Source organism: Candidatus Synchoanobacter obligatus (genome assembly GCF_024259865.1).
Classification (GTDB): domain Bacteria; phylum Pseudomonadota; class Gammaproteobacteria; order Comchoanobacterales; family Comchoanobacteraceae; genus Synchoanobacter; species Synchoanobacter obligatus.
The window spans coordinates 143,341-169,079 of the sequence record NZ_JAKUDN010000001.1 but is presented as its reverse complement, the minus strand read 5'-3'; the positions used below and the strand labels follow the sequence as shown (position 1 = coordinate 169,079).

Below are 25,739 nucleotides of genomic sequence, written 5' to 3'. Positions count from 1 at the left end.
TTGCAAGCAACATTTGCAGACTATGGGTGGGAGACAAACCAATTACTGGATTATATGGCACAAAGTAAGGACTTTTACTTTGATTCAATTTCTCAAATTAAAATGGATCGTTACAGTCAAGATCGGGTTGTACTGGTGGGGGACTCAGGCTATTGTGCCTCTCCTTTATCTGGTCAGGGAACCAGTCTTGCGATTGTCGGGGCTTATATATTGGCTGGTGAATTGGCACAATCTGATGATTATCGATCAGCTTTAAAACGTTATGATGAAATAATGCATCCGTTTGTTCAGAAGAACCAAGAGATTGGTCAATATGTCTCAGAAACATATTTATTAGAAGGCGATATTGAAAAAGAAGTGATTGATGCGCGTAATAGTCAGATTATTGATAAGGTTCATCATGCTGCCAATGCGATAGAATTACCGGATTACCGGTAGTGGTATTATAGACTATAAAGAGCCTCTGTATCATGGTAAGGTTGTTATAGGATCTTTAGGGCAGTGATATGAATCAGCATTCAGATAATAAAGACAACCATACTGGGTTTAAGAAGGGTTGGGAGAAGAAAGCCTCGTCTTTAGAAAATCATGACGTGGAGCGTATTGTATCAGCGGTGTATCCTAACCAGTATCTTTCGTATTATCTTCCCACTCAGGGGTGTGCCAATATATTGATATGTGTGAAGTTAAAGACTGGGGTGATCAAAGTCTTAAGAGTTTATGCTCGAGATGCAGCCACCCCAGAAGTTGAAAAAGCGGTATTGGATCGAGTAGCAGGAGTATTGCCTGTACCTAAAATATCTCAAATCATGTCTGTTGATGGTTATCAGGTGGCGGAATGTGACTATATACAAGGTGAGCGTTTGTCTGATGTACTACTAGATTTACCGGTCTTGGATCTTAAAAGATTAATGCATGATTTAGGAAAATCTTTGGGTGCTATATCTCAATGGGGATATGGGAAGGCAGGAATCATTGATGCGCAACACCATATTGTGCAGTCACTGGATTACCAAAATTTTGCAGATGAGACGTTAAGTTCATTAAAGGCTAAAAAACGGCTATCTCAATCGATGATCTCCAGTTGGGAGACGGTTTTTCAACAACTATCTGCTTATTTTCCAATGCCACATGAGGATAGGTTGGTGCATGGAGATTTTGATCCTGCGAATATTCTAGTGATCCAAAAAGACACTAAATGGGCGATCAGTGGGATACTAGATTGGGAGTTTGCACACGCAGGCTCACCCATGCAGGACATTGCATCAATGCTACGCGATCGGGAGAGGCTGCCAGCTGAGTATGCTGAGGGTTTTTTAGAGGGTGTGCGACAATCTTTGAATATTCCCGACCATTGGGAAATTACGGTTAATGTGTGTAATGCTTTGGCGTTGCTAGATTGTTTAAACAGAACACACCCGGTTGATCAGCCGAATAGATTGTCAGATATATTGGCTCGATTATCTCGGTTATATGATCAGTTATCATAGATAGTGTTATTAGTTAGGTGCGTAGATGGACAGACAGGAAACGATTAGTCAGTTGAAAAAGATAAAAAATATAGGACCAGCGATGGCAAAAAAACTGTATGATGCAGAAATTTATCGATTAGAGGATCTGATCGAGTTAGGGGCAGAGGAAGCTTATATTAAGATAGATGAATCAGGTGGCTTTTGTGGGATACATCATCCAGCCTATTTATATGCGTTGGAAGGAGCAATTATTGATTGTGCTTGGAAGGACTTACCACAGGAGAGAAAGCATGAGCTTAAAGCGTTTGCGGCAAGGTTATAAATTAGGTTTCATAGGGTTGTCTAACTAGGACGTATGAATAATGTTTAGGATGCTAATTAACATGATTTAAACTCTTTGGGCGATATTGAGACTTGAGTTGACTTATTTTTGAGTGGGTATTATAATATCCATTATGGGTATATATTGGACTTAAGGGTTATTATGGTATCGATTAAATCGCCGTTTGAGATGGCTAGTGAAATTGCTAAAAGAGCTCAAGAGAAGCGTTTGAAGCTTAATTTGAGTCAACAAACTCTGTCTGAAAAATCAGGGGTGAGTTATGGCACATTAAAGAAGTTTGAGCAAAAAGGGCAAATATCATTGGAGTCATTGCTCATGATTGCCCTGGCGCTTGGTGAGATGGATGCATTTGAACATCTTTTTGCACAAACGGATGACAAATTGCCAGCATCTCTTGATGAGTTTCTAGATGATCATCCTAGAAAAAGAGGCCGAAAATGAAATTTAATCCTGTAAAAGTTGTCCGTGTTTACTACAAACCTAAGGATGATAAAATTTTTGTTGGTCGATTGGCGCTGAATAACCGCAGGATTTTTTTTGAATATGATGCGAGTTTTATAGAAACTGGTCTTGATTTATCTCCATTCAAATTACCCCTTAAATCAGGTGTTATAGCAGGAGATGATCTGACTTTTGATGGTTTGTTTGGTGTTTTTAATGACTCTCTTCCGGATGGTTGGGGTCGATTACTACTAGATCGTACGCTCATCAAGCACAACATTAATCCTGGTAGCCTCTCTGTGCTTGATAGGCTTTGCGTTGTAGGCGCTCATGGTATGGGGGCTTTAATTTACGAACCAGAGGCAGAGCGTGCACTAAATGTTCCGCATGAATCTTTAGATGAAATCGCTGAAGAAATAGCTGAATTTCAGGAAAGTGACGATGATAAATATGTTGAAGACTTGCTGAATCTCGGCGGCTCTTCAGCCGGCGCGCGGCCAAAAGTTTTAATGCATCTTGATGACGAGCATTGGCTGATTAAATTCCCGTCTCACTTAGATCCAAAAGATATTGGAGCCATTGAATATGCTTATTATCTTATGGCAGGGGATGCAGGTCTTGATCTACCCAAAGCCAAATTGTTTCCAGCACGTCGAGGTCTTGGTTTTTTTGGAAGTAGGCGGTTTGATAAAACAGATAATTCAAGAGTCCATATGCATACGATAAGTGGGATTCTGCATGCTGATCACCGAACGCCAAGTCTTGATTACGAAATGATCATGAAGGCAACGATGCATTTAACGAAAGACATGAAGGAATGCGAGAAACAATATAGGAGTTGCGTGTTTAATATCTTGAGTCATAACAGGGATGATCACTCTAAAAACTTCTCCTTTCTCATGGATCCAAAGGGAGTTTGGCGGGTTTCTCCTAGTTATGATTTAACGTTCTCTTCAGGGCCAAATGGCGAGCATTGCTCAATGGTCATGGGTGAAGGTAGAAACCCTGGTATCAAGCAGCTATTAGAGCTGGCTAAAATCAGTAATATAAAAAAATCTGATGCGCTTCAAATTGTTGATGAAGTCAAAACATCTGTATCTAAATGGTCTCATTTTGCAAAAGATGCTGGCGTTAGTGCGGCAAGTAGTAAATTGATAGATTCTGCTATAGCAAAAATAATCAAGGATAATTTTTAAGCGCCACTCATCTAATTACTACAGGTTATCTATCAAAACAGAGTCTTTGGTCATTTATAAGCCATAAGCTACTTAAACAGAGTCTATATAGGATCTCGGATCCCTATATGTGTTTTTACTTAAAGCTTATAGAACCTCAGCGCAGCAAAATAGATTTAAATGAAATCGAGAATGCTGCTATATCAAGCTTACCTGGATTTGAAGCGCACTATGGCCTGCAGCTAGAACAACTGCTATTTATAAAATAGAAATACGTTATTAGCAAGCATAGGTATCAATCCGACGGATATTACTGCAAGTGGTCCATATAGACAATCTAAATCAACGACTAAGGCTGGATGCCAGATTGATTTCTTAATTCAAACAACAACTAAGAACCTATTTGTCTGTGAGTTTAAGTTTAAACCTCGTGAATTAGGCGTAGATGTTATATCTGAAGTTCAAGATAAAGTAGCTGTTATCCCAGTACTATTTCATATGGTGGTGTGTCTGGTCATGTCGAAACTAGTGATTATTTTTAAAGACAAAGGTAAGTAATCGTATGTCTTCAAATACCCCATCTAATTATTCATGGTGATTATCTAACCCTGACTCTTTCCGAATGACTTCATTGATTGCAGTCCAGTCTTGATCTGCTAGATTGGATTTTGCTGCAGAGGCAAATCGTTCACCCAATAGCTGGCCAATTCTGGGAACTGCACCAACATCATGAAATGCTTGCTGGAAAACTTGAAGGTCTTTATTACCTCCTGTTACAGCAAAATTTACGGGTGAATAGTTACGGTGATGTATTTTATTAATACATTCTCTATATCCAGGTAATGGGAAAACAGTATATAGTGTTTTTTGGATATACTCTGCAGGTATGCCATGCTTTTCAGCAAAGACATAAAGCTTGGAAAATAACTCTAGGTTTGCAGTATAGGTATAGTTCATTGCAATTTTCATGACCATAGCCCAATCAGGCTGATCACCCATATAGAATATTTGTTCAGTGAATAATTTGAAGATGTGCTCAAACTTTTGGTTAGCGTTAGAATTACCTGAAGTAAAAAGGGTTGCTTTCCCCGAAGAAACTTCATTGGGTCCACCTAAAATTGCTGCTGGTAAATATTGTTTTTGATTCTCTTTGAAGCTTTTCCAAATATGTAGAACCGTTTTTGGCAGAATGGTTTCAGTGCTAATATAACAAGTATGCTCTGGAAGACAGTGTAAGACGCCATATTCACCAATAATCATATCTAGCAGTGAAGTATCATCAAATAAGCATGAAATAACTAGGTCAGCATTTTTGACGGCTTCTTCAATTGACTGAGCGCAGGTAATACCCTTTGTTTTAAAAGCATCCATTGTATGCTTAGTGCGCTCCCCATTTTACCTAAGCCGATAATGGTTATGTTTACGTTCATATGACATGTTCCGTTTATGAATCAATAAAAACTTAATGTTTTCTAATGGTGGCTTAGTTGATGCTGTAATTTCGTCTCAGGATCCTTTATGCATCTAATATAGCTTATAATGCTTTTTATTGTGGTGCATTACAATCTAAAGTGTCTATTTGTAGTCATGGCTGTTGATCTGGCATTGCCATACTATCTGGTTATAGTGGCTGTTTTTAATGTACATTAATTCTGACATCTGCTAATAATGCGCTAAAACATATAACGATATCATTAGGAGAAAAACATGGCACACGATGCAGGTAAAGTAGAAAACGATTGGGAGGAAGTGAGATCAAATCGCATTTCAGTGACTAATCCTGATACTTTAGGTGGTTACGATTTGGAAGATTTTTCGTCCACAAAGGAAAATCACGATCGTAGGTGGCGATCTATGGTGGTCGCTTATAAAGATGATGATGGAAAAGATTGTTTGGTGACTTTGGATAGTACACAGGCTTTATGGGCTGATGCTGCATTAAAGAAAGATATTGAAAGCGGTTTGGTGTCCTTTATCCCAGCGGTTATTCAGGCTCAAGATATGGACCTTGAGCATAAGAAATCCATTATTGACCAATTTAATGCTGCCTATAATACCAAAGAGCGAGAAGGGATGTCATTGGATTTAACGTGTTGTCCAAATGTGAATCTAACGCTTGCTAATGTGGTCACATTAGGGCTTCCTGTTGAAGGCGGCATCCAGCCATATTGTGCCACATTAAATGTGATGAGCTGCTTTAAAGTAGATCTTCGTGATATAGCGGAAAAAGGCGTGATTGTTGAGTGTTATGACTTTAAGCCTATAGCGGAGGATCCAATGTCTCCAAAGTGTTTATGTATTCCATCAGGGAATGGTGTTGGATTGATGCAGGATCAGATTGCTACAGAAGATCCAGCAGTTATCTTTCAACATATTGCCAAAGGGGATGAGACATATTACCGAGATTGTGAAGTGGATGGTGAAATACAAAGTCAGGCTTTGCCATTGGCATGTAAATCTACAGTTGTGATTACAGATGCGTCGGTAAGCTTATCTGAGATAGAGTTGGTTTCAGAACCATCGGTGATGCTGATTGGAACTGATGTATCATATCACTCATTTGCTGATTTTGAAAAAAATGGTGAATTACGCGCGCAACATAGAGCAGAAATAGAGGCATTAAATCAACCTGAGGTTAAGTCACCATCCTTGGGAGAGGGATATATTGCCGGAGCACTAAGTTATGTCGCATCCTGGCTACCAGTAAGATCAGGCGCGGGTGCTGCTACAGAAGGTGGTGGAGCTGCGAAAGAGACTCCTGAGTCAGAGGATCCATCAAAGGGCAGGCATCCTTAGCAAGAAAGGGGCTAGGACCTTTTTTAAAGCGTGTTAGACTAGATTTTATCAATCTCTCTGAGTATGATAGTTTAGATAGTGTTTCGGAGTCATTGTTTATGAGATTACAGTTATCTGGTCGCAAAAGGAGGGCGGTAGGGCCGTTAGAGGAAAACAGTGTTGAGAACCCAAAAAGAAAAAGACTTCATGTTGGAGAGGGGGATTTCCATTATACAGTAGCATGGGCTAAGAAGCACCCTCGCATGCCTGAGGATTATGCCAATATTGTTGCAACAGATATAGAAGGAGTAGAATCTATTATTAGACCTAATCTACAAAATAATCTTCAGACTCTAAAAAAGATTGGCGTCAAAGTAGCAGGGGGAGTGGATGCAAAATTTTTGCATATCACCCCAGGTATTGCAGGAAAACGTTATCCTCGCATTCAATTCAACTTTCCTTACATCCGGCAAGATTGGAGTAAAAGTTCTGCTAATTCAGAATTAATGAGGGCATTTTTTCAATCAGCAGCAGCACTTCAATACCCAGGAGACCAGATTCATGTGGTCATTCCTCAAAGAGCCTCTACAAGAACCACTCAATTTTTTGAAGGTCGTGTTTATGGTTTGGGGCAAGGGTCTTTAATGGCTGGTTATTCTTTGAAAGAGAAGCGTCGTTTTAATAAAACACGTTATCCAGAGTATCAGCATAACAAAACAGGGGAAAGTGCTCCTGCTGTTTTTGTAGGGGTTGAATATGTTTTTTCAAAGAAGGTAGAAGGTCCCATGAGTATCTCTGAGTATGCCAAGGCCAATCCCTTAGAGATGACTATTAGCGACGCACGACTAGGGGAGGTCGTTCATTATTCAGTTCTAGAAAACCTTCCTATCATGGATGAATCATCTTGTGATGAAGCGATGCCTTTAGATGTTAAATGGGTTAAAAAAGGATTATTAGACAAGCGTACAGTTCTCACTAAGGTGAAAAGTCTAATTGATGAGGGGCAGCGCTCGGAAGCTTCAGAGCTTTTGTCTGATATATTAGACCAAGTGTCATGGTATTGGGATATTGATGGCGGTATGGAAGCTTTATCACTGCTCGGAGATCAATTTTGTGATAAGCATGCCAAATTTGTCATCAGTCGTGTTTATAAAGATGCATCATGGCGAGGAAAGGGAGCAAAAGATCTATTGGTTTTGCTGTCTAAATCGATCACCACTCGTTACCAAGGCTCATTGCTTGCTATGTATGGTATCTTGTTGGCTTTGTATGAGACGGACTCATCGTATAAGGATGATGTTATCGTGGCTTTCAATAACCACTTGGATGAGGATCATAAAGAACGTGTATTTATCAAATTTTTATCAAATCTCTTGCATCATGAGGTTGCGATAGAAGCAACAACCATTGCGGATATTGTAAGTGCAGGGGGGAAGCACACAGAAAAGCTAAAGCAATGTTTGCTGATGGCAATAGCATTGTCTATTGGTGAGATGTCTATACGTGCTATAAAAATTGATAAGCCCCATAGCCGAAAGATCTTTGAGACGATATTGGATGATAGAACAAATTCTTTTGTATGGGGACTTGAGCAGCATTATGTGAAACTATCAGCAGCACAGCAAGATGCTTTGATTCAGCGTTCATTACAAGATAAAGCGCAGGTTCTTCGCGTAGTAACGGTCTTAATAAAACATAAGATATGTTCTAAACTTGAATTATCCAGGCATTTACTAAGAGTCACAGCATCCAAAATATCTGATTTTTGGGACGTGGATGGTGGTATTGCCGCCTTATCATGCCTAGGGGATGCCTTTCAAGCGAAGCATGCAGAGTATTTTATATCACGTTTAAAGCGCGCAGAAGGGTGGTGTGGGAGCCACATTTTAAGCGCACTGGAATCATTGGCTTCAACAGTAGATAGTCAAGACTCGATACAAGCATTAAGCTCGGTCGTTAATGCCATTGAAACAAAGGGTCTTAAGTGGAAAGTCTCAGCCAGTTCAATATTGAGAGAAAAGGCAATAGTCGTGCCAGAAGAGATGAAAACAACGGAAGCATTAGAAGACGCATTGGCGAAAGTTAAGGTATAAGCATTTATTTGGCATTAAGGGACATTGAGTTTTCGATTGATCTACCAGTAGATATGCGTTACCATTATGAAAAATAATGGGAATTATGATGAATATATTGCTGGTGCTCTATGCTGTCTTTCTTATGATATCTTCAGTATTTATTTTAGTGGGTTATTTTCTGGGGCCAACACTATCTTCTAAGGTAGAAGAACGTTGCCAAGATTTTACAGATACAGGATACAGGGTTAAAAACGCTGATGGCGAAGCAGTTGGTCTGCTGTTGGGAACGGCACATTTAAGTCTCAATCCTTGTGAGTCAGCGCAGATGACACAATTTATCCAAAATAGTGTGGATGAGAATGGTGGCGTTGTGCTAACAGAAATTGAGCCAGAGTTTATTGGCCTGGGCCCAGATGCTTGTGCGAAAAATGTTAATGGTCTTAAATCTCATTTTGAACCGTTGATTGTGCAAAGAGCTTTTTTAAATCGTTCTATTATTGTGGGTGAAATAATCATTCATTTACCTGTCAGTTATAAATTTTTAACGATGTTTCCGCTAGAATTTGTCATGGTATTTAAAGCAATTATGGCACATGTGAAAAGCTTTAATATGCTGTATGATAGGTTTACTGATAATGCCTATACTCAATTCCTTATCAACAGGCGTAAAAAAGCAGCTGATAATAGCGTTATCTTTAAGCGTTATATGGAAAATGATGTATTCATGTTATCTGAGGAGGACCGCTATATTCTTTGCATGGCCGAGCGTGATGCACATTATGTCAACACGTTATTAAACCAGGATAACCATTGGGTTGCTTTAGTTGGAGCATCTCATTTATCTGGTAAACACGGTATTTGTGCTCAGCTAAAGGCGCAAGGGTATCAGTTCGAGGGTTTTTCAGTGTACCAGGAAGGGATTGCTTCTAAGGAGGGTGCTGAGGGGGCTTAAGCACCATCCTCAGTGTTTTCCTGAACGCTTGAAATCAAGCCGTTGATATCACCGCCTTTTAAGCCAACTTCACTCATCAGTGCATCAAGTAATGGTGCTTGAGCCCGATATTTTAAAGCGCTATTGACCATTTGGTCAGCAAGCCCTGAATCAGTGCTTTTTGAGTCACTGGTTCCAGTTGCACCATTCAATCCAGATACTTGTACAATTTTAATGCCATCAATGTTTTCCATTGGTTTCACGCTCTCACGAATCATGCTTTCTAAGTTTTCAATGAGTGACAGTTTGACTTTCATGGATACTTGCTGGTCATTGAGTAAGTTCGCCGCTTCATTTAATGCTGTTTGGCCAGTAGCTTCGACAGCATAACGAATTTGACTGGCTTCTGCTCGGGTTTTCTCCGCATGAGCTTCAGCTTCTGCAATTTCCTTAATGGCATGGCCTTTATTAATGGCTGATGCTTTTTCTGCTTCAGCAGCAATTTTGATTGCGATAGCCTCTTGTTCTGCGTTTTTCTCAGCTTCAATGAGTTGCACTGATTTTTCACGTTGGGCAATTTCTTGTTCACGAGTGGTTTGGATCTTTTCTTCTTCAGCAACAGCCAATGCGTATGCTTTGTCGGCTTCTGCCTTCGCTATGGATTGTTCTTGAGACTTTTTAGAGACGGCAATATTTTTTTCTTGAGAGGTGATTTCAAGTTGTTTACTGCTTTCAATACTGCACTGTTCTACTTCCCGTTGAGCCTCGATTTCAGCTTGTTTTATTTTTTGATCTTTTTCAATGCTGGCTTGTTTGGAGAGCCGTTCATTTTCAGCTTGCTCTTTAATGATAAGCGCTTGTTGTTCTGCTCGACGGACTTCAATTTCTCGCTCTAATTCAAACTGGGCATACTCTTGGTCACGATCAATAGCAAGTTTTTGCTTGTTAGCAGCTAAGTTCTTGGTTTTGATTTGAACCTCAGTGTCCTGCTCAATGTCATTTCTTTTTTTCTTTCGGGATTGGATTTCTTCAGTTAAGCGCGTAAGGCCCTCGGCATCAAAGGCATTATTGGGGTTAAAATACTGCATGCTGGTTTGGTCTAAACCAGTTAGGGATACGGTTTCGAGTTCCAGTCCATTTTTAAGCAGATCTTCAGTGAGTGCATTTTGTACTTTTTGAACAAAGTCAACACGCTTTTCATGAAGCTCTTCCATGCTCATGGCTGAAGCGACTGAGCGAAGTGCATCAACGAATTTTCCTTCTACCAGATCTTTCAGTTGTTCAGGTTCTGTTGTAAGAATCCCTAATGTTTGCGCAGCATTGGCAATAGACTCTTTGGTAGGCTGGACTCTAACATAAAATTCTGCAACGACATCTACCCGCATTCTATCTTGAGTGATCAGGGCTTGATTGTTGGATCGGTGTACAGGCAGTCGGATGGTGTTCATATTAACATGTATCACATCATGAAAGATAGGTAGAACCAAAATACCACCGTTGATCACAACCTTCTCGCCTCCCATGCCCGTTCGAACAAAAGAGAGCTCTTTTTGTGCTTTATGATATAGACGAGATAAGATAAAACCAATAGAGAGTATGGTGAGTAGTAAAACACCCGTGACTAATGTTGCATCGGACATTTGTGTCAAAGCAATAGGGTTTGTTGACTGAATTGTTTGAGATGTGTTAACGGGGGTATTAAAGTCTTGATAAGGCATTTTTAGTCTCGATGTTGAATGTTGGCAGTATAAAATTTTTGTTGATGTGCTGTAATGATTAAGTGATCCCCAGCGTCAAGTTGTAGCATGTCATCTTCAGTTCGGACCATGACATAATGGGTTTTTCCGTGTCTGTCTTTCACTTTTGCTTGAGCAGATAGGGCATGGGTAGCATGTCCAATAACCAGTGTGCCAGACATACCCACCAGTTCTTCATGTGAGATGCTATGATTTTCTGATATAGCAACAAATTGATGAATGTATTTTAAAAGTATATGCGAGAGCATCATAGCAATCATGATAGCAGGAATGCTCGCTTGCCATCCTGCTAGTAACGTTGTGAACTCTAGGAGATAGAAATACTGAATTAAAAGCCCAGAGAGTCCATACAGTGTGGTTGTGATGAGAAGTACAATTAAAAACGGGACTTTGCCAAAAAATAATAAATTAGCCAGGAAGTCCATATGGGTGAAGCTGCCAAAATCTTTATCAATAGTTGGTGTGCATAGATCAATAGCAGACGACAGTAAAAAACCGAATAAGGCACTGAGGCATTCTAATGCACACAATGCAACGGCAAAGTAGATTGCCACTAAAAAGCAGAAATTGTTAGGGGATAGTAACAATTGTATAAGCATTGTATTTATTAACTAATGATCTTATATTCATTATAATAAGTCTAAAAAGTGTAGGCAAGAAAAACATCATATTTTGATTTTAAGGTTTGTGTTGGCTTTAGGCCAACAGATATCTTAATGCCAATCGGCATTGAATTGGGATGTTGCTACCATTGTTTCAGCAACCATGAAGTGACTCCAGATTTTGTTATACAGTCATATAAGCAAATCTTTTATAAAGTTTTTATCGTTTTAACCTGTTCACTGTTAAACTCTAAGAGAATCCTTGCAGATTATTGAAAAATAAGGTATAATTTAAGAAAAATAGAATAATATATGATGACAGAAGAAAAATACTTAAAGAAGAGGCTTGATACTTATTGTGCTGCACTAAATGAGCACTTTAAGCCAATTCGTGGAATATTTAATGAGGAATCGTTACGTGCAGTACTCAGGTCATTAAGTGAGGGAGATATCTGTCAGGTGTTAAGCCTAACTCATGGAATGCTGATCATAAGACAAAGGGACAATTACGCTTTCTATGATCCAAATGAGTCACGTTTTTTATTAAGTTCTAGTGGAATAACGTTAGAAGAGGTAGTCCGCATCATATTATATTATAGTTCAGAAGAGACTGTTGAAGAGCAATTTGGATGCTCTGTTTCAGGAGCATTGCCATTATGGTTTGGGGTGTTATCAAACTCTATGAAGATCAGTCCGAATCAAGCCAGTGAGGTAGAACAAGTTGTTGAAGTGGTTCCTCAACAAGACCTATTCCATCTGGTTGCAGCGTATCTAAATACAGGCAGGCGTGAAGAATTATATATAAATGCTGATGGGGTGTGTTATGGCTTAACATTGATATTAAGAGAGCTTATCTCTCAGTATGGTTCAGTAGCTGAGGCTAGTAAGATTTTTTATAGTCAATTAAAGGTTTTGGCTCATTTGCAAAACCAGTTTGTCTTAGAGGGCAGTTTGTCTATTCAGGAAGGCAATAGTCCACAAGTATTGTCTAGGCATCAATTCGCTAAGGTACACCATTCTCCTGCATCCGGGTTGATCTACATGATTGAGATGTTTCATGTGATGCAACACCATTTAATAAGTGCGCCATCTTCAGTGAGAAAGTTGGGGCAACAGCACTTTCTGCCATTAGGTGCATTCCCATGTGCTGTGCCATTGTCAGTAGCATATCCTACCAATAGTCGTGAGTCATGTTGTCATATCATGAACCCACAGGTTGTTTATGAGTTGTTCCATTGGCCAGGGGCTAGCAGAAGAGAGCAGTTTTGCATCGATCAAAAGATTTTATCATCCTTTTCTACGATAGAGCATGGCCTATTGGTGGATAAAACAAAAGTAAGTATAAAGCCGAAGCATCAAAGCTTGGTTAAATGGGATTTTGTTTCATCAGTCTTGACTTCTGATGCTGAATTTATGTTGGCATGCATTGCTAACGATCCATCCATTGCCTTAAAGATCGCACCAGTGTTACGGAATGATGCTAGATTCATCCGTAGAATGTTGGCAATCCCGTTTGTGGTTACAACACTGATCCAAGCAGGAGATTATGATGCATTAATAGAGGCGCATAAAACTATTGATTCAGTGGATGGTATTGGTTTGATGCAAAGGGCAGCATTGAATGACAGGCCTGATGTTGTAAGTTTACTTCTTGAGTTAGGAGAAAGTACACAAACGACCTCTCAAGAGGGTTTAAAGCCTCTAGGGTTAGCAGTTAGACATAATAGGTGCCTTGATGTGATTAAATGTCTCATGGATGATGCAAGATCAAAGTTTCAAGGTAGGGTAGATATGACAGCGCTTGGGTTTATTGCTCTAAAATCAGGCAATAGTGTGGCATTAGATTTTCTATTGCAGATGGGCTTGAGTGTCAATACCCTAACAGTTGATAAGTCTAGTTTTTTGATGTTGGCTGTAGAGGATAGCCATTTCCATTGTATGGAATCTTTGCTAGTTTATGGGGCTGATGTGCATGCTGAGAATGCCTGTGGTGAAACTGCTTTGGATTTAGCGTATGATCATAGGAATTGGCGTTGTTACGGACGATTAATTAGTGAAGGTGCCACTCCTTTTGTGCAGAAAGGAATGACATTGCTTGATCTATTGGTACGTGCTATAGACTTTCAAAGTATAAGAGATCGGATGGCTATTTTTTCGCCAGAAGACTTGGCTCAGATTATCATCAACTCAAAAGAGGATACTCAAGATAAAGTACTGGGCCTATTGTTTGAGGATGCCGTTATGAGTAATAAATTCATCAAGTATCTAGATATTTTTGAGATATTTGTTGTTGACCAATTATTCAGGTTGGTCGAGTGTATGATTACTCAGAGGGGCATGTTATTTCCGTTGATGATAGCCCTTAGTAACGTAGTTTATCGCTATGAAGATAAAGCATCTCAAAATCTAATATTACCAATATTAAGTAGAATAGTGAGTCGTCAAGGTGAGACGGTATTGATGAAAGCTGTCGCAAGCAATCAATTTGCACTGGTTGAGGACTTAATAAAGATAGAAGCTGATATTCATCAGCGAGATTGTTTAGGACGAACAGCATTGATGTATGCTGTACACTTGTCAAAAACTAGGATGCTAGATTTGCTGCTGAAAAATGGCGCTGATATCTTCTTGAAGACTGTTAATGGTGAAACAGCTATAACCTTTGCAGTCGAAGGCAATCGAGGTGGCTGTTTACACATATTGCTGCGCAGTATGGATAATAATGATTTGACAAGGATGGTTCGTGAAGGGAGTATAAATACATTAAAACTGTTGGCTAAACGGTTATATGAATATCAAGCTTATTCTTATTTAGTAAGGATTTTATGCGTGGCTTCAGATCATGGCAAAACCATGACAGATCAATTGAAATTAGATTATGGCAATGATTCTAAAGCATTGGCATTGGTTTGTGTATCTTATTCGTCTTGCCAAGATAGGCAGAGTCTGTTAAAAGACCTATTTGAAACGAAAGCTGTAAATATTCATCAAAAGGATTTGGTTTGCTTGATATTTCATGCGGTATATTATGAGCAAGAAGTGTTATTGAGGCATGTTTTAAGGCACCCTAAATACCATCAAGGTATGTTGGGTGAATTAAACCGTCGAGGAAATACTGTATTTGATGAGATAAAGCAGGCAAGATCTAAAATACGTGATGGCATGTTAGTATTGCTTAAAAATGCCCATAAGCGTCAACCATTGGTGGAAATTTCAGTATTTAAAGAGCAATATGGTGCTCCATCTATAGAGGCTAGTAAAGATTTAGGCGATGGCGCTATGGCTATAGAAAACAACAAACCACACGAAGCTATTTTACCCTTTTTTAGGGGTCACAAACGGTTAGCAATTCAGCCAAGAATATCAGAGTCTGTTAGATCTTTAGCTGATTAAATTGATCGACAAAGCGGCTTATTGTATCAATGCTTGGTTGAACAGCAGCATGGTGTTTATTCACAAAATCTACTTTATCTGGTAGGCCATAAGCAAGTGTGACTTGCTGTTGATCAGTATATTTATCAGCAATAAAGCTAAGTATAATGCCTGATAGCTCAGGAGGAAAGGAGACTCGTTGTGTAAATCCATGGTTAATGCAAAGAATGATAAATTTTAATATTTTATTTTTAAGTAGAGTTGGTATGTGTAATATACTGATAAGTTGTTTCTTAGGGGTATAGCGGGGCATAAAAAACAGTGATTTTACAGTAACAGTACAACGCCGTCGTACTGAAGTTATCATAGTCTTCTCCAAGCTATTAAAAATAGCTGGAAGACAAATTATTTTCAGGTGATCCAGTGATTCAAAGGTACTTTCGCCGTTTGTAATAGGCGTCAGAACATTGTCGCCTATATGCATCTTGTATACGTGGGTTTGAGTTAATGATGAATGTGTAATGGTGGTATTGTTATCAATAGCAATAGAGTATGCATTAAAACGATGAAAGGCTAGCTGAGCAACTTGACAGAAAGGCGGTATATATAATTCTCTGCACGTATCTTTGGGTTGCTTTGTTGCAAAAGCCTTCTAGCCAATGATGGTGTGAGAGCTTAATTTTACGGACAAAAGGTTAAGACAGGAGAAAAAAGACATATGCCCAAAATCACAAGATTTTCCTGCTCGTAATTCCTGAAGGCCTGAGTGAGAAAAAGCGCTACTTTTGGTGATACAGTTATCTCCTAATCGTAAGGTTGTTATTGCAGTGCTATTTTGAAAACTTGAAACACCAAGTGTGACATTATTTTTGATATTGATAGTTTTGATGTTGGTGCAATTAAAAAAAGCGCAATTCTTGACGATTACATTGTCATGAATGGTTATTTTATCAAGAGATGTACACTGACTAAATGCATAGGGAGGAACATTGGATCCAGGCATGATTTCAATAGATCTTATCTCAGGATTTCCTCTATAGGATTGGTAATCGGTATTAGGAGTAATTACGAGGGAATTGTACATGTGTAGTTATCCTTATCTATAGGGTATTTAAATAATCGTTTAAATATATAGAACGTTCTCTCATGTGTCAATATAAATGACTAATTTTGTGCCATATTTTTCAAGGATAGAGGATGCTTCAAATTGTATATTGCTACTAAGATCGTTTATTATGCTCAGGGGTAGTGTGGGGAGAACTATGGTAAAAAACGTTGTGTGTTGTTTTATGGGATCAGCTAACATTAGCTAATTCAGTACTGTAAGCAATAAAATGAGATTAGAGATATTGTACTTGAAGTACGAATCACTAGAAGCACTGACCTATATTAAGCATCATCAGAAAAGCCTTGAATTTTGACTCTCTCAGTAAATACTATTTTAATTCAGGCCTAGAGAACTGCTACTAGACTGAAACTCTAAATCACCTATAATATCTGCGTCTATTTCTGGCCATAAAGCAACCAAAGTATGTGCAGCATCAAGTGACTTTAACTGCTGGTATATACGTTTACTACCGCCATTTTGAGATACAAGGCTAGAAATAAGCACATGTGACCAAACTTTTGATAGTTTCTCGTATCCTGCAGTGACAGCCTGAAGATTTTTAGAGCCACCATCGTGTGATACCATGCTCACAATCTGTATTGTATTAAAGCCAAGACCCTTCAGGGCTTCATTATTATCAGTGACAGCCTGAAGATTTTTAGAGCCACCAATGTGTGATACCATGCTCACAATCTGCGCTGCTGTAAAGCCAAGATTTAGGAGGGCTTCGTTATTATCAGTGATAGCCTGAAGATTTTTAGAGCCACCATCGTGTGATACCATCCTCACAATCTGCTTTGCTGTAAAGCCAAGACCCTTCAGTGCTTCGTTATTATCAGTGACAGCCTGAAGATTTTTCGAGCCACCACTGTGTGATACCATCCTCACAACCTGCACTGCTGTAAAGCCAAGACCCTTCAGTGCTTCGTTATTCTCAGTGACAGCCTGAAGATTTTTAGAGCCACCTTTGTGTGATACCATCCTCACAACCTGCACTGCATTAAAGCCAAGATCCTTCAGGGCTTCATTATTATCAGTGACAACCTGAAGATTTTTAGAGCCACCACCGTGTGATACCATGCTCACAATCTGCTCTGCTGTAAAGCTAAGATTTAGGAGGGCTTCGTGATTCTCAGTGACAGCCTGAAGATTTTTAGATCCACCTTTGTGTGATGCCATCCTCACAATCTGCTCTGCTGTAAAGCTAAGATTTAGGAGGGCTTCGTGATTCTCAGTGACAGCCTGAAGATTTTTAGAGCCACCTTTGTGTGATACCATCCTCACAACCTGCACTGCATTAAAGCCAAGATCCTTGAGTGCTTCGTTATTCTCAGTGACAGCCTGAAGGTTTTTAGAGCCACCATCGTGTGATACTATGCTCACAATCTGCTTTGCTGTAAAGCTAAGATCCTTCAGTGCTTCGTTATTATCAGTGACAGCCTGAAGGTTTTTAGAGCCACCACCGTGTGATACCATGCTCACAATCTGTATTGCATTAAAGCCAAGAGATATCAGTTCTGTATGTTTCAGATTTACTGCCTCAAGATTCTTAGAGCCCCCATTGTGCGCAGCTATTCTAGTTATATCAGCTGTACTATAACCCAGTGAGACCAGCCTTGTCGTATGCTTTAATACTGCAGTGATAGTATTCCCCGAAGATCTTCGGAGGATTATCTTATCAGCTTGTGCCTGTGTGAAGCCAAGATCTAATATACTCTTGTTTAGTCCTACCCAGGTGGTATCTAACTTAAGTTTTTTGATTGTTTCTTGTCTATGCTCTGCAGTTCGTTTCATTTTCTATTCTCCAGTAAATACTATTTTTTAAGCGGTAGGGGATGGCTACTACCATTCTAAGACACAAGGATAAAAATACTTTCGTGTGATCATGTTTTTTATCAATTTTTCAGTGATATACATAAAGCTTATAAAGAAATTATTTTTTGATATTATGCCAATACTTTACTCTGATGTAAAGTCAAGCCCCTAAAGTGTTTCATTATTATCAGTGGAAGCATGAAGGTTTATAGCTCGATTAGCGTGTGACGCAATCCTCTCAGTAGTACAAAGAAGCTGATCATGCAGATCATGATAAATGTTGATATTTGATAAGTTTGGTTGGAATATGGGGCTTACGGATGTTTTTTTCTTAGCGGTATGGTAGGGCAGTAACTACACTAATTTTACTCTAATAATACAAATTGTAGTGCTGATAGAACTACAGGGTTTGCTCAGCCATTAACCATAGCAGTATGATGAACTATTATCAGCTGATACTCATTCAAGCATATTTACGCTTGTGACCAGTCTATAAGCATTGTCTTGAGTGGTGATTTATTTAAAGAGTAGGGCCCTGACTCAATGTATTGTTCGGAATATTGTATTCAGATGTTCTCTTAGGGGGGGTAGTGTTGAGGTGAGGCTAAGGGGTGTTAGGCGTCATGATAAAGTGGTCATACATAAGCTATTGTCTCTCTTTATGGTGTCTTTTAATTGTTGCATGAATCTCTAGAATGTGTCCTCTTTAGCGCCATAGTTTTTGAAGATAGAGAATGCTTATTTTATAAAATTGTATATTGGTGCAAAGATAGTTTATTATGCTCTAAAGGTATTCTGGGGAGAACTATGGTAAAAAAAACGTTGTGTGTTGTTTTATGGGATCAGCTGTCTCTAAATAATTCAGCATTGCAAACTGTCAATAAGGATACGGATTTGGTTCTGATGTGCGAGTCATTAGAAGAGTTGTCGTATGTCAAACATCATCAAAAAAAGCTGGTATTCTTACTATCTGCTATGCGGCATTTTGGTGAAAGTCTGATTGACTCAGGGTATTCTTTGCATTATATCAAGCTCGATGATCAAGATCATTTAGGGTCTTATCTAAAACATATTCAGAAGCTTCTCCAGGTGCACGACATTCAAGCAGTTCGGATCATGCAGCCAAGTGACTACGTGCAGCAGCAAATGGTTGAAGTGTGGGAAAAGGTTTTAGGTGTACCAATTGAACAAATAGACGATAATCGTTTCTTATGCTCTCGTGATGAATTTACACAATGGGCTAAAGGTAGAAAGCAATTAAGAATGGAATATTTTTATCGAGAAATGCGTAAGCAGTACGGTATATTAATGAACGGTGAAGATCCTGTTGGGGGTAAATGGAATTATGATGCGGAGAATCGAAAACCGCCCAAAGAAGGTCTGAATATACCCAAGCCATATCATGGTAATATAGATGCGATTACAAAAGAGGTTATTCAATTGGTCGAGCATCGGTTTTCAGATCATTTTGGTGATATACAGCCGTTTTATTTTGCAGTGACTAGGAAGCAAGCATTAGCGGTATTAACAAAATTCATCCAAGAGCGCTTGATGTCTTTTGGTGATTTTCAAGATGCCATGGTTGAAGGTGAGCCTTGGATGTATCATGCCCATATCAGTTTTTATCTTAATTGTGGCTTACTGAATCCATTAGAGTGTATTGAGGCTGCTGAAGAGGCCTATCAGCATCATCATGCACCATTGAATGCTGTTGAAGGCTTTGTTAGGCAAATATTGGGTTGGCGTGAGTATGTTCGCGGTATTTATTGGTTGAAAATGCCAGGGTATAAGCAAGAAAACTTTTTACAAGCGAAGCGACCGTTACCCAGCTTTTATTGGACAGCAGATACAAAAATGAATTGTTTAAAGCAATGTGTGACTGAAACAAAACAGCACGCTTATGCACACCATATTCAGCGTTTAATGGTACTGGGTAATTTCGCACTCATTGCGGGTTTATCACCAGACGAGGTGAATGAATGGTATCATATTGTCTATGCTGATGCGTATGAATGGGTCGAGTTACCCAATGTATCAGGGATGATATTGTTTGCAGATGGTGGTTACTTAGCCAGTAAGCCGTATGCTGCAGGTGGGAGTTATATTAACAAAATGTCTAATTACTGCAAAGGCTGCCAATACAGTCCGGCTAAGAAAAATGGTGAGGAAGCGTGTCCATTTAATTATTTGTATTGGGACTTTTTAGCAAGGAATCGTGACAAGCTATCTAGTAATCATCGAGTTGGTATGATGTACCGCACTTATGATCGAATGGCGGATGAAAAGAAGGCAATGATTCAAGAGGACAGTCAACGCTTTCTGGAGGAGTTAGCGTGAGAAAGAAAAGTGAGTTGCCTCAAAAAATTTGTCCCGTATGCCAGCGCCCCTTTACCTGGAGGAAAAAGTGGCAAAGGGATTGGGAGAACATTAAATACTGTTCAAAGCGCTGTGCAAAAAAAGCATCAACTCAGCTCTGGAGTCATGACTGATGCTTTTGAAGAACCACATCAAATTGTGCTCCAGAAGCATCTGATCGGGTACTGCAATAGCCATAGGCTGCATCAATTTTACAGGACATTCGACTCACGAGATCTTTTTTAACCCAGATAACGATTTCAAGCGGTGTTGATTCTATGGTATTTGGACCAGCCCACTTTAGTCTGTAGTTGATCGTAAACTTTTTATGAGCTAGAGATGTTACGAGTTCTTTATCTATTTGAATACTTGAGTTATAAGGGATAATGGTATTAAAATATTCCCATCCCAAGATACCCTCTGTCACCAGGACAACATCTTTTCTGTCTATTAAGTTTTTGATATTTATTTAATTAAATGTTCTGAAATCGGCTCTGGCTGCAGTACAGAGGGCCAGGAGCGCGACAGTATTGAAAGTTTTATTCATTTTTAACATCCTAAATTTTCCTAAATTTATTCGTAGCAATATTCTGCTAAATTGTAAAGGAATTATTTATTAAGGTTAAATTCAAAAGAGGCATTTGAATGATGAGATGTTGCCTTACACGATCCATAGTAAGAGTTTATATGACAGCGAGATTTAAACAGTTCACCATTTTTAACATAATGAGTAATGGAGATGGGTATATACCGGTGTTTTTTATGGGTCCATTTTAGTTCATAGTGTGTGGTCTTGCTGGAGTCTCGGCCACTGATTAAAGTACTGGTGGTGATTTTTGCGTTGGACGCTCTGGGTATGATATCTAAAAGGTAAACCCATCCAAATATGCCAGTTTCAGTGAGGACTAAGTCATTTGATAAGCTTTCGTTTTTTATGATTATCTGATTCCTTACTCTGATATCATCATTCTCATCAGTAGCTGTTTGAGCAATGGCTGCACATGATATGCATATGAGACAAAGTTTTTTCATCATTATATTTTCCAGTGATTGTTCCATATATTTTAGCACCTTGCTGATGAAAGGCAAGTATATTGGATGTTGGCGCTATCGTAAAGGTTAGTAAAGACTTTCCTTTGAAATGGGGTAAGCTCAAGTCTTGACTAACCCTCTAGGATCTTAGATGATGTCTTATAATATTAAATTTTTTGTCATATAGGGGATGGCGATGCAAGAAGTAAAAAAACCAGAGTGGTCGGTAGTAGAACAAGAAATAGCTAGAAGGCAGTGCTATATCGAGTTATTAACGCGGCTGCATAGTTTTGAAACACCAAATAAATTTCTGGGGTTTAAATCACGCTTAACTAAGCTTTTAAAAGCAGGTGATGGCTTTTTGTATAATCGCTCCCAACAGTTAGCACAGCTTGTGGCATTTTTAGAAGCAATATCTAAGAAACCAGAGGAATTGTCAGTAGCAATTTTAGACATGGCAACAGGTAGTGGGAAAACCCATACGTTTATGCTAATGCTATTTTTATTGGTAGCTAAGGACAATATTGATGAGGAAGTTGATGCCGCGACTGCATTAAGCTTCTTATCAAGTAGTGGCGGCGCAGCAGCTGGAAAGTCTGCTGTTGCTAAGCATTTTAGAGGTTTGGTTGTTGTGCCAACGATCGAATTAAAGTCTCAGGCCCTGATGGGTTGGGAAAGCAGAATGTCAGCATACTCAGAGTTGCTTGGTTTAGAGCCAGTGGTTATACAAGATATTAATCAAGCGGCAAAAAAGGCTTACTCACCAGCTACTTCGCCAGATATCTTACTGTCGTGCCAACAGTCTTTAGCCTCATTTTCAAATCAAAAACAAAAGCACTGCTATGTCTCAACGTGGGCAAAAGACCATCAATTAATGTGTATCTTTGACGAAGCAGATTTAATTTTTAGAGAGAGCTTTGTAAGAGAGTTGGTTTCTCATATCAATATCGCAGCAATTCTTGCTGTGAGTGCAACAGCGAAGTATCGTTGTGGTACTAGCTTAAATATTGAATCAGAATCTACAAAGCTAGATCTTGTTGCGCATGCACTACCCAGAATCTCGTTATCTGATGCAATTGAAGCGAAGCTTCTTTCGCCATTATGTATAACCGAGTGTTATGTAGCGGCGCCACGAACAAAAAAGAAAATTCCTCATATGCGGGGTGATGACTTCGTAGAGTCACAATTACAGTTAGCACTGAATCAGGATGATTTTCATCATTTAGTAGCGCATTTGATTGCAACGGGTAAAAATCAATATGGTAGTCATTTTATGGGTAGGCCAACCTTGGTGGTTGCTTCAGGTATTGAGCATGCCAATCGTTTGGTCGCAGTGCTGAATGAACACTATGCTTCAGAGGAAAGTCAGTGGTCAAAGCATCCGATGATTCCAGATAGGGTGAAGCAGTTTGCTTTTGCGTATCATTCTAAAGTTTCAGCAGCGGAAAAAGACAGATGCTTAAAGGGTTTTTCCAAGGGTGAGTCGTTGGTGATGGTTGGGGTTAGATCAGTGGTTGCAGGATTAGATTTACCCTTCTTAGAAACTGTCATCGCATTCCCTTCTGCTTCAGAGCGAGCAGTTATTCAGCGAGCAGGCCGGGTGACACGTTTATTTCCTGGCAAGAAGATTGCCAATCTAGTAGAAATGATATTCTTTTCAGAGCAGCAGAAAACAATGGCCAAGATTGCAGAGTTTGATGGTAAAATCAGTGATACATTAACCATTGGTGTTGAGGCGGGTTATCAAGCAGAAGAAGATCACGGACCAGCTAAATTTCCGGCGCATGTTCAAAGGGCGCCATATTCTTTATCGTCTCAAAAAAACATATCAGAAGAAGATAAAATTCTGCATATGCTGGAATCATTAGAAAGCGTGGATTTAAGTAATGCCTCAGTTTATGAAACCATGGCAGACGTGGCTGAGAAGTTATTAGCGCGTTTGACAAAATCATTATCACCTTTTAGACAAAAATCAAAAAAGAAAAAGTTGGTTGTTTGTGAAGCAGGTCCTGCCGAGATAACACCATCAAAAGCTAAAGGAAAACAACCAATGGCTGCTCAACGAAGGCTTGATGGACCAGACGGGGATCGAAAGAAAGAAAAAGCCGGGTCAAAATCTTATCAGGCGCTGGGGAAAAAGTTACAACAAGCACGCACACTATTATCTGGAGCAGCAGTGGGCAGTAGTACGTCAGCACCACAGGCAAAGCGTGCTAGAAATGCGCGTGATAGGAAAACGACATTAAATTTATCAGCATTACTACAGTCTTTAAAAACACTCATGCCAGAACATAGCGCTGGTCATGTGGAGGATGGGGTAAGCGTTGTTCAACAATTCAAACAGATATACCAATCCTTAAGTCAAAAAACGATTGAGGAAATTGCAGAAGCTTCAGCAACAAAGGCAGCAGCGGTTGTAGAAAGGGAGCGGCAGGAAAAACTATTTCTAGAGGCTATTTTGGCGCATGATGGCGAAACGATCACGCAGTGGTTGGTAGATAACCTTATTACTCAAAGCTTACTTCAGCGAACTATCGATACTATTTTAAAAAGCATCAAACTTGACACCCTTGATCAGGACCTGCCATATATTGATCAAATAGTAAAGGCCATACGGGGTAATCAGTCAGCGCTTCATCGTAAAAGCGCCGTTAATTTAATGTTTTTGTTGGTAGGGATTATTCCGATATCTTCGCATTTTTGGAAGGACTATTGTCAATGTCTACTCAACACCAAGGCATATAATGTTAAACAGCATTATCCTTCAGTCATTAAATGGGTTTATTCGCATGGGCGTGAAGACTTAGCACTGTGTGCCGCTAAGCAAAAATCTGCTGGTGTACCATGGTACTGGAGGGGAGGTTGGTTGTTAGAAAATCAGGATGATATTCTTGTATCCTTAGATATGGCTGAATCATTGCAACCAGGCTTAACAACTCAGATCTTTGATTCAGTGACGATAGTAGAGCGCTTGCTCTCTTATCCTCGATCTGATGCACGATTAGATAAGTATTTAAGACTGCTGTATAACGTTCCCTTGAATAGAAAGGCTTTTTCAAATCTGCTGAAAAGATCCGGTATTTTAGAGGAAGGACGGTATTTGGAGCGCTCACTTATTGATCGTGCAATCTATGTTGGTAAAGTGGCTCAGAAGTTTTCTGTGAATGGCGCAAAGGATGGTCTGGAGTTATTACACCAATGTGGATTACTGTATAAGATAAATTTAGAGGAATGGCATAAGGCGCAAGGTATTGAGATTTCTATAAAAGTTTCATCACCTGGGGTGGAAGAAGGGTATCTCAGTGAAAATAACATAGCAAGTGTCAAGTATCTGATAGATAGAAAACAGTGGGGTCTTGATCCAGCTTTCTTGTTTGATGCACTGGCGGCTAACAAGTTAGATATGGTTGCGATGCTACTTGCTAACGGCTATAAAGTAACAGCAAAACTTAATGGAAAAAGTTTTATATACACGTTGATTCATCAGTTATACCTAGGTGTAGGCTATTATAGACAAGGTATGATAAAGCTATGCCAGCAAATCGCTCAACTTTCTGATAAGAAAACAGTACTGCATTATATTGCCTCTGAGAGTGGAGACCATGTTGAGTTAGTGAAATATTCGTTATTCCGTGTTGAGAAAGATAGCGAGCAGCTAGACTCGAGTGGAAAAACGGCGCTATTTTATGCAAAGCAGGTAGGGAATGTAGCGATCCAAGCAGAGCTAGAGCAGCATGAAAATAGCCGAGCTTTAAAAGTTGGCACTGTTGCTGTGGATACCAGTAAACTTGTATTGCCGTTAAAACCTGTTGTAGCCAAATCAGCGTCTGTCGGTAAAAAAAGAGTCAATCCTGATGTTGAAGACTCCTTGAGGAAGCGGTTGAAAGGTCATTTAAGGCAGTACGAAACAGCAGGCCTCTTTACCCCAGCTGCTCATGCATTTGCAGAAGCAGCAGAAGAGTTGGATGCAGTAACAGCTATTCCTTCTTCAAGTACAGTTTGTTTGGCTGATGCACCGGCACTGCTACCAAAGGTGGGCGACAGTCAATTATGGCGCTACGTGAAAGAAAAACACTATGATGGAGATGAGGTAGAGGGGTTATACTTTCAATCAAGCGACATGAGTTTATTCTCACGATCTGGCGGAGGTGCTGCCGCTGAAGTAGACGCAGATACTATAGAGGTATCAAATTCTCTTTAGTCGCATGGAAAGACTATTTGAAGTGATAGAAGTAGCCTCAGCATACAATTATATCTGGTGTAGATAACAGCCCTAGGTTACCCTGGAGGATAATAGACGGATATTCAGCCGCTAACATTCTCCAGGGCATTTCATTGTAAGTCATCCAGAGTATCAGGAACCCTTAGCGGTGAAAAGGCACCAATTTCCAGAAAAACCCTCTGTTGTGTGTCATGGAACACCTGAGGAAATGTCAGGTGTTTTTGACAGCAAATACATTGTTATTTTAAGTGATGTTTTCCTTAG

Annotated in this window: 18 protein-coding genes and 1 pseudogene; 12 read left to right on the top strand and 7 right to left on the bottom strand. The window is 39.5% G+C overall.

Features of this window, described 5'->3' with window-relative positions; translation table 11 throughout:
- The 5 genes from MKS91_RS05285 to MKS91_RS00770 all read left to right on the top strand — a co-directional run bounded on the left by MKS91_RS05285 (nt 1) and on the right by MKS91_RS00770 (nt 3,452).
- On the top strand, nt 1–438 hold the full coding sequence (locus MKS91_RS05285; protein ID WP_336604799.1) for an FAD-dependent monooxygenase: 438 nt from the start codon (nt 1–3) through the stop codon (nt 436–438).
- A 68-nt stretch (nt 439–506) separates the two neighbouring features.
- Nucleotides 507–1,490 carry a phosphotransferase family protein gene (locus tag MKS91_RS00785; protein ID WP_258568943.1) on the top strand — a complete coding sequence of 328 codons (984 nt, stop codon included), beginning with the start codon at nt 507–509 and terminating at the stop codon, nt 1,488–1,490.
- A gap of 25 nt (nt 1,491–1,515) precedes the next feature.
- Nucleotides 1,516–1,794 carry a TfoX/Sxy family DNA transformation protein gene (locus MKS91_RS00780; protein WP_258568942.1) on the top strand — a complete coding sequence of 93 codons (279 nt, stop codon included), beginning with the start codon at nt 1,516–1,518 and terminating at the stop codon, nt 1,792–1,794.
- 189 nt (nt 1,795–1,983) lie between these two features.
- The gene (locus MKS91_RS00775; RefSeq protein ID WP_258568941.1) at nt 1,984–2,256 is read left to right on the top strand and encodes a helix-turn-helix domain-containing protein; all 273 of its coding nucleotides are present in this window, start codon (nt 1,984–1,986) and stop codon (nt 2,254–2,256) included.
- The gene (locus tag MKS91_RS00770) at nt 2,253–3,452 is read left to right on the top strand and encodes a type II toxin-antitoxin system HipA family toxin (protein ID WP_258568940.1); all 1,200 of its coding nucleotides are present in this window, start codon (nt 2,253–2,255) and stop codon (nt 3,450–3,452) included. Before MKS91_RS00775 ends, MKS91_RS00770 begins: the two co-directional genes overlap by 4 nt.
- Before the next feature lie 564 nt (nt 3,453–4,016).
- Here the strand turns inward: MKS91_RS00770 and MKS91_RS00765 are convergent.
- Nucleotides 4,017–4,808, bottom strand: a pseudogene (locus tag MKS91_RS00765) (NAD(P)-dependent oxidoreductase); the annotation flags it as partial.
- A 330-nt stretch (nt 4,809–5,138) separates the two neighbouring features.
- On the opposite strand from MKS91_RS00765, the gene MKS91_RS00760 reads away from it, so the two are divergent.
- The 3 genes from MKS91_RS00760 to MKS91_RS00750 all read left to right on the top strand — a co-directional run bounded on the left by MKS91_RS00760 (nt 5,139) and on the right by MKS91_RS00750 (nt 9,233).
- Complete coding sequence (locus MKS91_RS00760) at nt 5,139–6,227, top strand: hypothetical protein (RefSeq protein WP_258568939.1); 1,089 nt, start codon at nt 5,139–5,141, stop codon at nt 6,225–6,227.
- Between the two features lie 98 nt (nt 6,228–6,325).
- Nucleotides 6,326–8,299, top strand: a complete 1,974-nt coding sequence (locus MKS91_RS00755) for a Rossmann-like fold-containing protein (RefSeq protein WP_258568938.1) — start codon at nt 6,326–6,328, stop codon at nt 8,297–8,299.
- A gap of 85 nt (nt 8,300–8,384) precedes the next feature.
- On the top strand, nt 8,385–9,233 hold the full coding sequence (locus MKS91_RS00750; RefSeq protein WP_258568937.1) for a TraB/GumN family protein: 849 nt from the start codon (nt 8,385–8,387) through the stop codon (nt 9,231–9,233).
- On the opposite strand, the gene MKS91_RS00745 is transcribed toward MKS91_RS00750, so the two are convergent.
- Both MKS91_RS00745 and MKS91_RS00740 read right to left on the bottom strand, forming a co-directional pair.
- Nucleotides 9,230–10,852: a flotillin family protein gene (locus tag MKS91_RS00745; RefSeq protein WP_258569130.1), complete on the bottom strand. Its 1,623-nt coding sequence runs from the start codon at nt 10,850–10,852 to the stop codon at nt 9,230–9,232. The genes MKS91_RS00750 and MKS91_RS00745 overlap by 4 nt on opposite strands.
- Before the next feature lie 80 nt (nt 10,853–10,932).
- On the bottom strand, nt 10,933–11,568 hold the full coding sequence (locus MKS91_RS00740; protein WP_258568936.1) for a YqiJ family protein: 636 nt from the start codon (nt 11,566–11,568) through the stop codon (nt 10,933–10,935).
- A gap of 315 nt (nt 11,569–11,883) precedes the next feature.
- On the opposite strand from MKS91_RS00740, the gene MKS91_RS00735 reads away from it, so the two are divergent.
- Nucleotides 11,884–14,964 carry an ankyrin repeat domain-containing protein gene (locus tag MKS91_RS00735; RefSeq protein WP_258568935.1) on the top strand — a complete coding sequence of 1,027 codons (3,081 nt, stop codon included), beginning with the start codon at nt 11,884–11,886 and terminating at the stop codon, nt 14,962–14,964.
- Here MKS91_RS00735 and MKS91_RS00730 read toward each other — a convergent pair.
- The 3 genes from MKS91_RS00730 to MKS91_RS00720 all read right to left on the bottom strand — a co-directional run bounded on the left by MKS91_RS00730 (nt 14,945) and on the right by MKS91_RS00720 (nt 17,845).
- Nucleotides 14,945–15,310 carry a hypothetical protein gene (locus tag MKS91_RS00730; RefSeq protein WP_258568934.1) on the bottom strand — a complete coding sequence of 122 codons (366 nt, stop codon included), beginning with the start codon at nt 15,308–15,310 and terminating at the stop codon, nt 14,945–14,947. The genes MKS91_RS00735 and MKS91_RS00730 overlap by 20 nt on opposite strands.
- Before the next feature lie 285 nt (nt 15,311–15,595).
- Nucleotides 15,596–16,027, bottom strand: a complete 432-nt coding sequence (locus tag MKS91_RS00725; protein ID WP_258568933.1) for a leucine-rich repeat domain-containing protein — start codon at nt 16,025–16,027, stop codon at nt 15,596–15,598.
- 357 nt (nt 16,028–16,384) lie between these two features.
- The gene (locus MKS91_RS00720; RefSeq protein WP_258568932.1) at nt 16,385–17,845 is read right to left on the bottom strand and encodes a hypothetical protein; all 1,461 of its coding nucleotides are present in this window, start codon (nt 17,843–17,845) and stop codon (nt 16,385–16,387) included.
- Nucleotides 17,846–18,673: 828 nt separating this feature from the next.
- Between MKS91_RS00720 and MKS91_RS00715 the strand changes: the two genes are divergently transcribed.
- Nucleotides 18,674–20,203 (top strand): cryptochrome/photolyase family protein, encoded by a 1,530-nt coding sequence (locus tag MKS91_RS00715; protein WP_258568931.1) that lies wholly within the window; start codon nt 18,674–18,676, stop codon nt 20,201–20,203.
- Complete coding sequence (locus tag MKS91_RS05280; RefSeq protein ID WP_258568930.1) at nt 20,200–20,355, top strand: DUF2256 domain-containing protein; 156 nt, start codon at nt 20,200–20,202, stop codon at nt 20,353–20,355. The genes MKS91_RS00715 and MKS91_RS05280 overlap by 4 nt, the downstream gene beginning before the upstream one ends.
- Here the strand turns inward: MKS91_RS05280 and MKS91_RS00705 are convergent.
- Complete coding sequence (locus MKS91_RS00705; RefSeq protein WP_258568929.1) at nt 20,346–20,648, bottom strand: hypothetical protein; 303 nt, start codon at nt 20,646–20,648, stop codon at nt 20,346–20,348. The two genes, MKS91_RS05280 and MKS91_RS00705, sit on opposite strands and share 10 nt — an antisense overlap.
- Before the next feature lie 801 nt (nt 20,649–21,449).
- Between MKS91_RS00705 and MKS91_RS00700 the strand changes: the two genes are divergently transcribed.
- Nucleotides 21,450–25,454 (top strand): DEAD/DEAH box helicase, encoded by a 4,005-nt coding sequence (locus MKS91_RS00700; protein WP_258568928.1) that lies wholly within the window; start codon nt 21,450–21,452, stop codon nt 25,452–25,454.
- Nucleotides 25,455–25,739: the final 285 nt, after the last annotated feature.

Coding starts and splice junctions, on each gene's coding strand:
- MKS91_RS00780 (WP_258568942.1), top strand. CDS start 1,516: ATGGACAGACAGGAAACGATTAGTCAGTTGAAAAAGATAAAAAATATA.
- MKS91_RS00720 (WP_258568932.1), bottom strand. CDS start 17,845: ATGAAACGAACTGCAGAGCATAGACAAGAAACAATCAAAAAACTTAAG.
- MKS91_RS00730 (WP_258568934.1), bottom strand. CDS start 15,310: ATGATAACTTCAGTACGACGGCGTTGTACTGTTACTGTAAAATCACTG.
- MKS91_RS00725 (WP_258568933.1), bottom strand. CDS start 16,027: ATGTACAATTCCCTCGTAATTACTCCTAATACCGATTACCAATCCTAT.
- MKS91_RS00770 (WP_258568940.1), top strand. CDS start 2,253: ATGAAATTTAATCCTGTAAAAGTTGTCCGTGTTTACTACAAACCTAAG.
- MKS91_RS00715 (WP_258568931.1), top strand. CDS start 18,674: ATGGTAAAAAAAACGTTGTGTGTTGTTTTATGGGATCAGCTGTCTCTA.
- MKS91_RS00700 (WP_258568928.1), top strand. CDS start 21,450: ATGCAAGAAGTAAAAAAACCAGAGTGGTCGGTAGTAGAACAAGAAATA.
- MKS91_RS00785 (WP_258568943.1), top strand. CDS start 507: ATGAATCAGCATTCAGATAATAAAGACAACCATACTGGGTTTAAGAAG.
- MKS91_RS00735 (WP_258568935.1), top strand. CDS start 11,884: ATGATGACAGAAGAAAAATACTTAAAGAAGAGGCTTGATACTTATTGT.
- MKS91_RS00775 (WP_258568941.1), top strand. CDS start 1,984: ATGGCTAGTGAAATTGCTAAAAGAGCTCAAGAGAAGCGTTTGAAGCTT.
- MKS91_RS00740 (WP_258568936.1), bottom strand. CDS start 11,568: ATGCTTATACAATTGTTACTATCCCCTAACAATTTCTGCTTTTTAGTG.
- MKS91_RS00750 (WP_258568937.1), top strand. CDS start 8,385: ATGATGAATATATTGCTGGTGCTCTATGCTGTCTTTCTTATGATATCT.
- MKS91_RS00760 (WP_258568939.1), top strand. CDS start 5,139: ATGGCACACGATGCAGGTAAAGTAGAAAACGATTGGGAGGAAGTGAGA.
- MKS91_RS00745 (WP_258569130.1), bottom strand. CDS start 10,852: ATGTCCGATGCAACATTAGTCACGGGTGTTTTACTACTCACCATACTC.
- MKS91_RS00755 (WP_258568938.1), top strand. CDS start 6,326: ATGAGATTACAGTTATCTGGTCGCAAAAGGAGGGCGGTAGGGCCGTTA.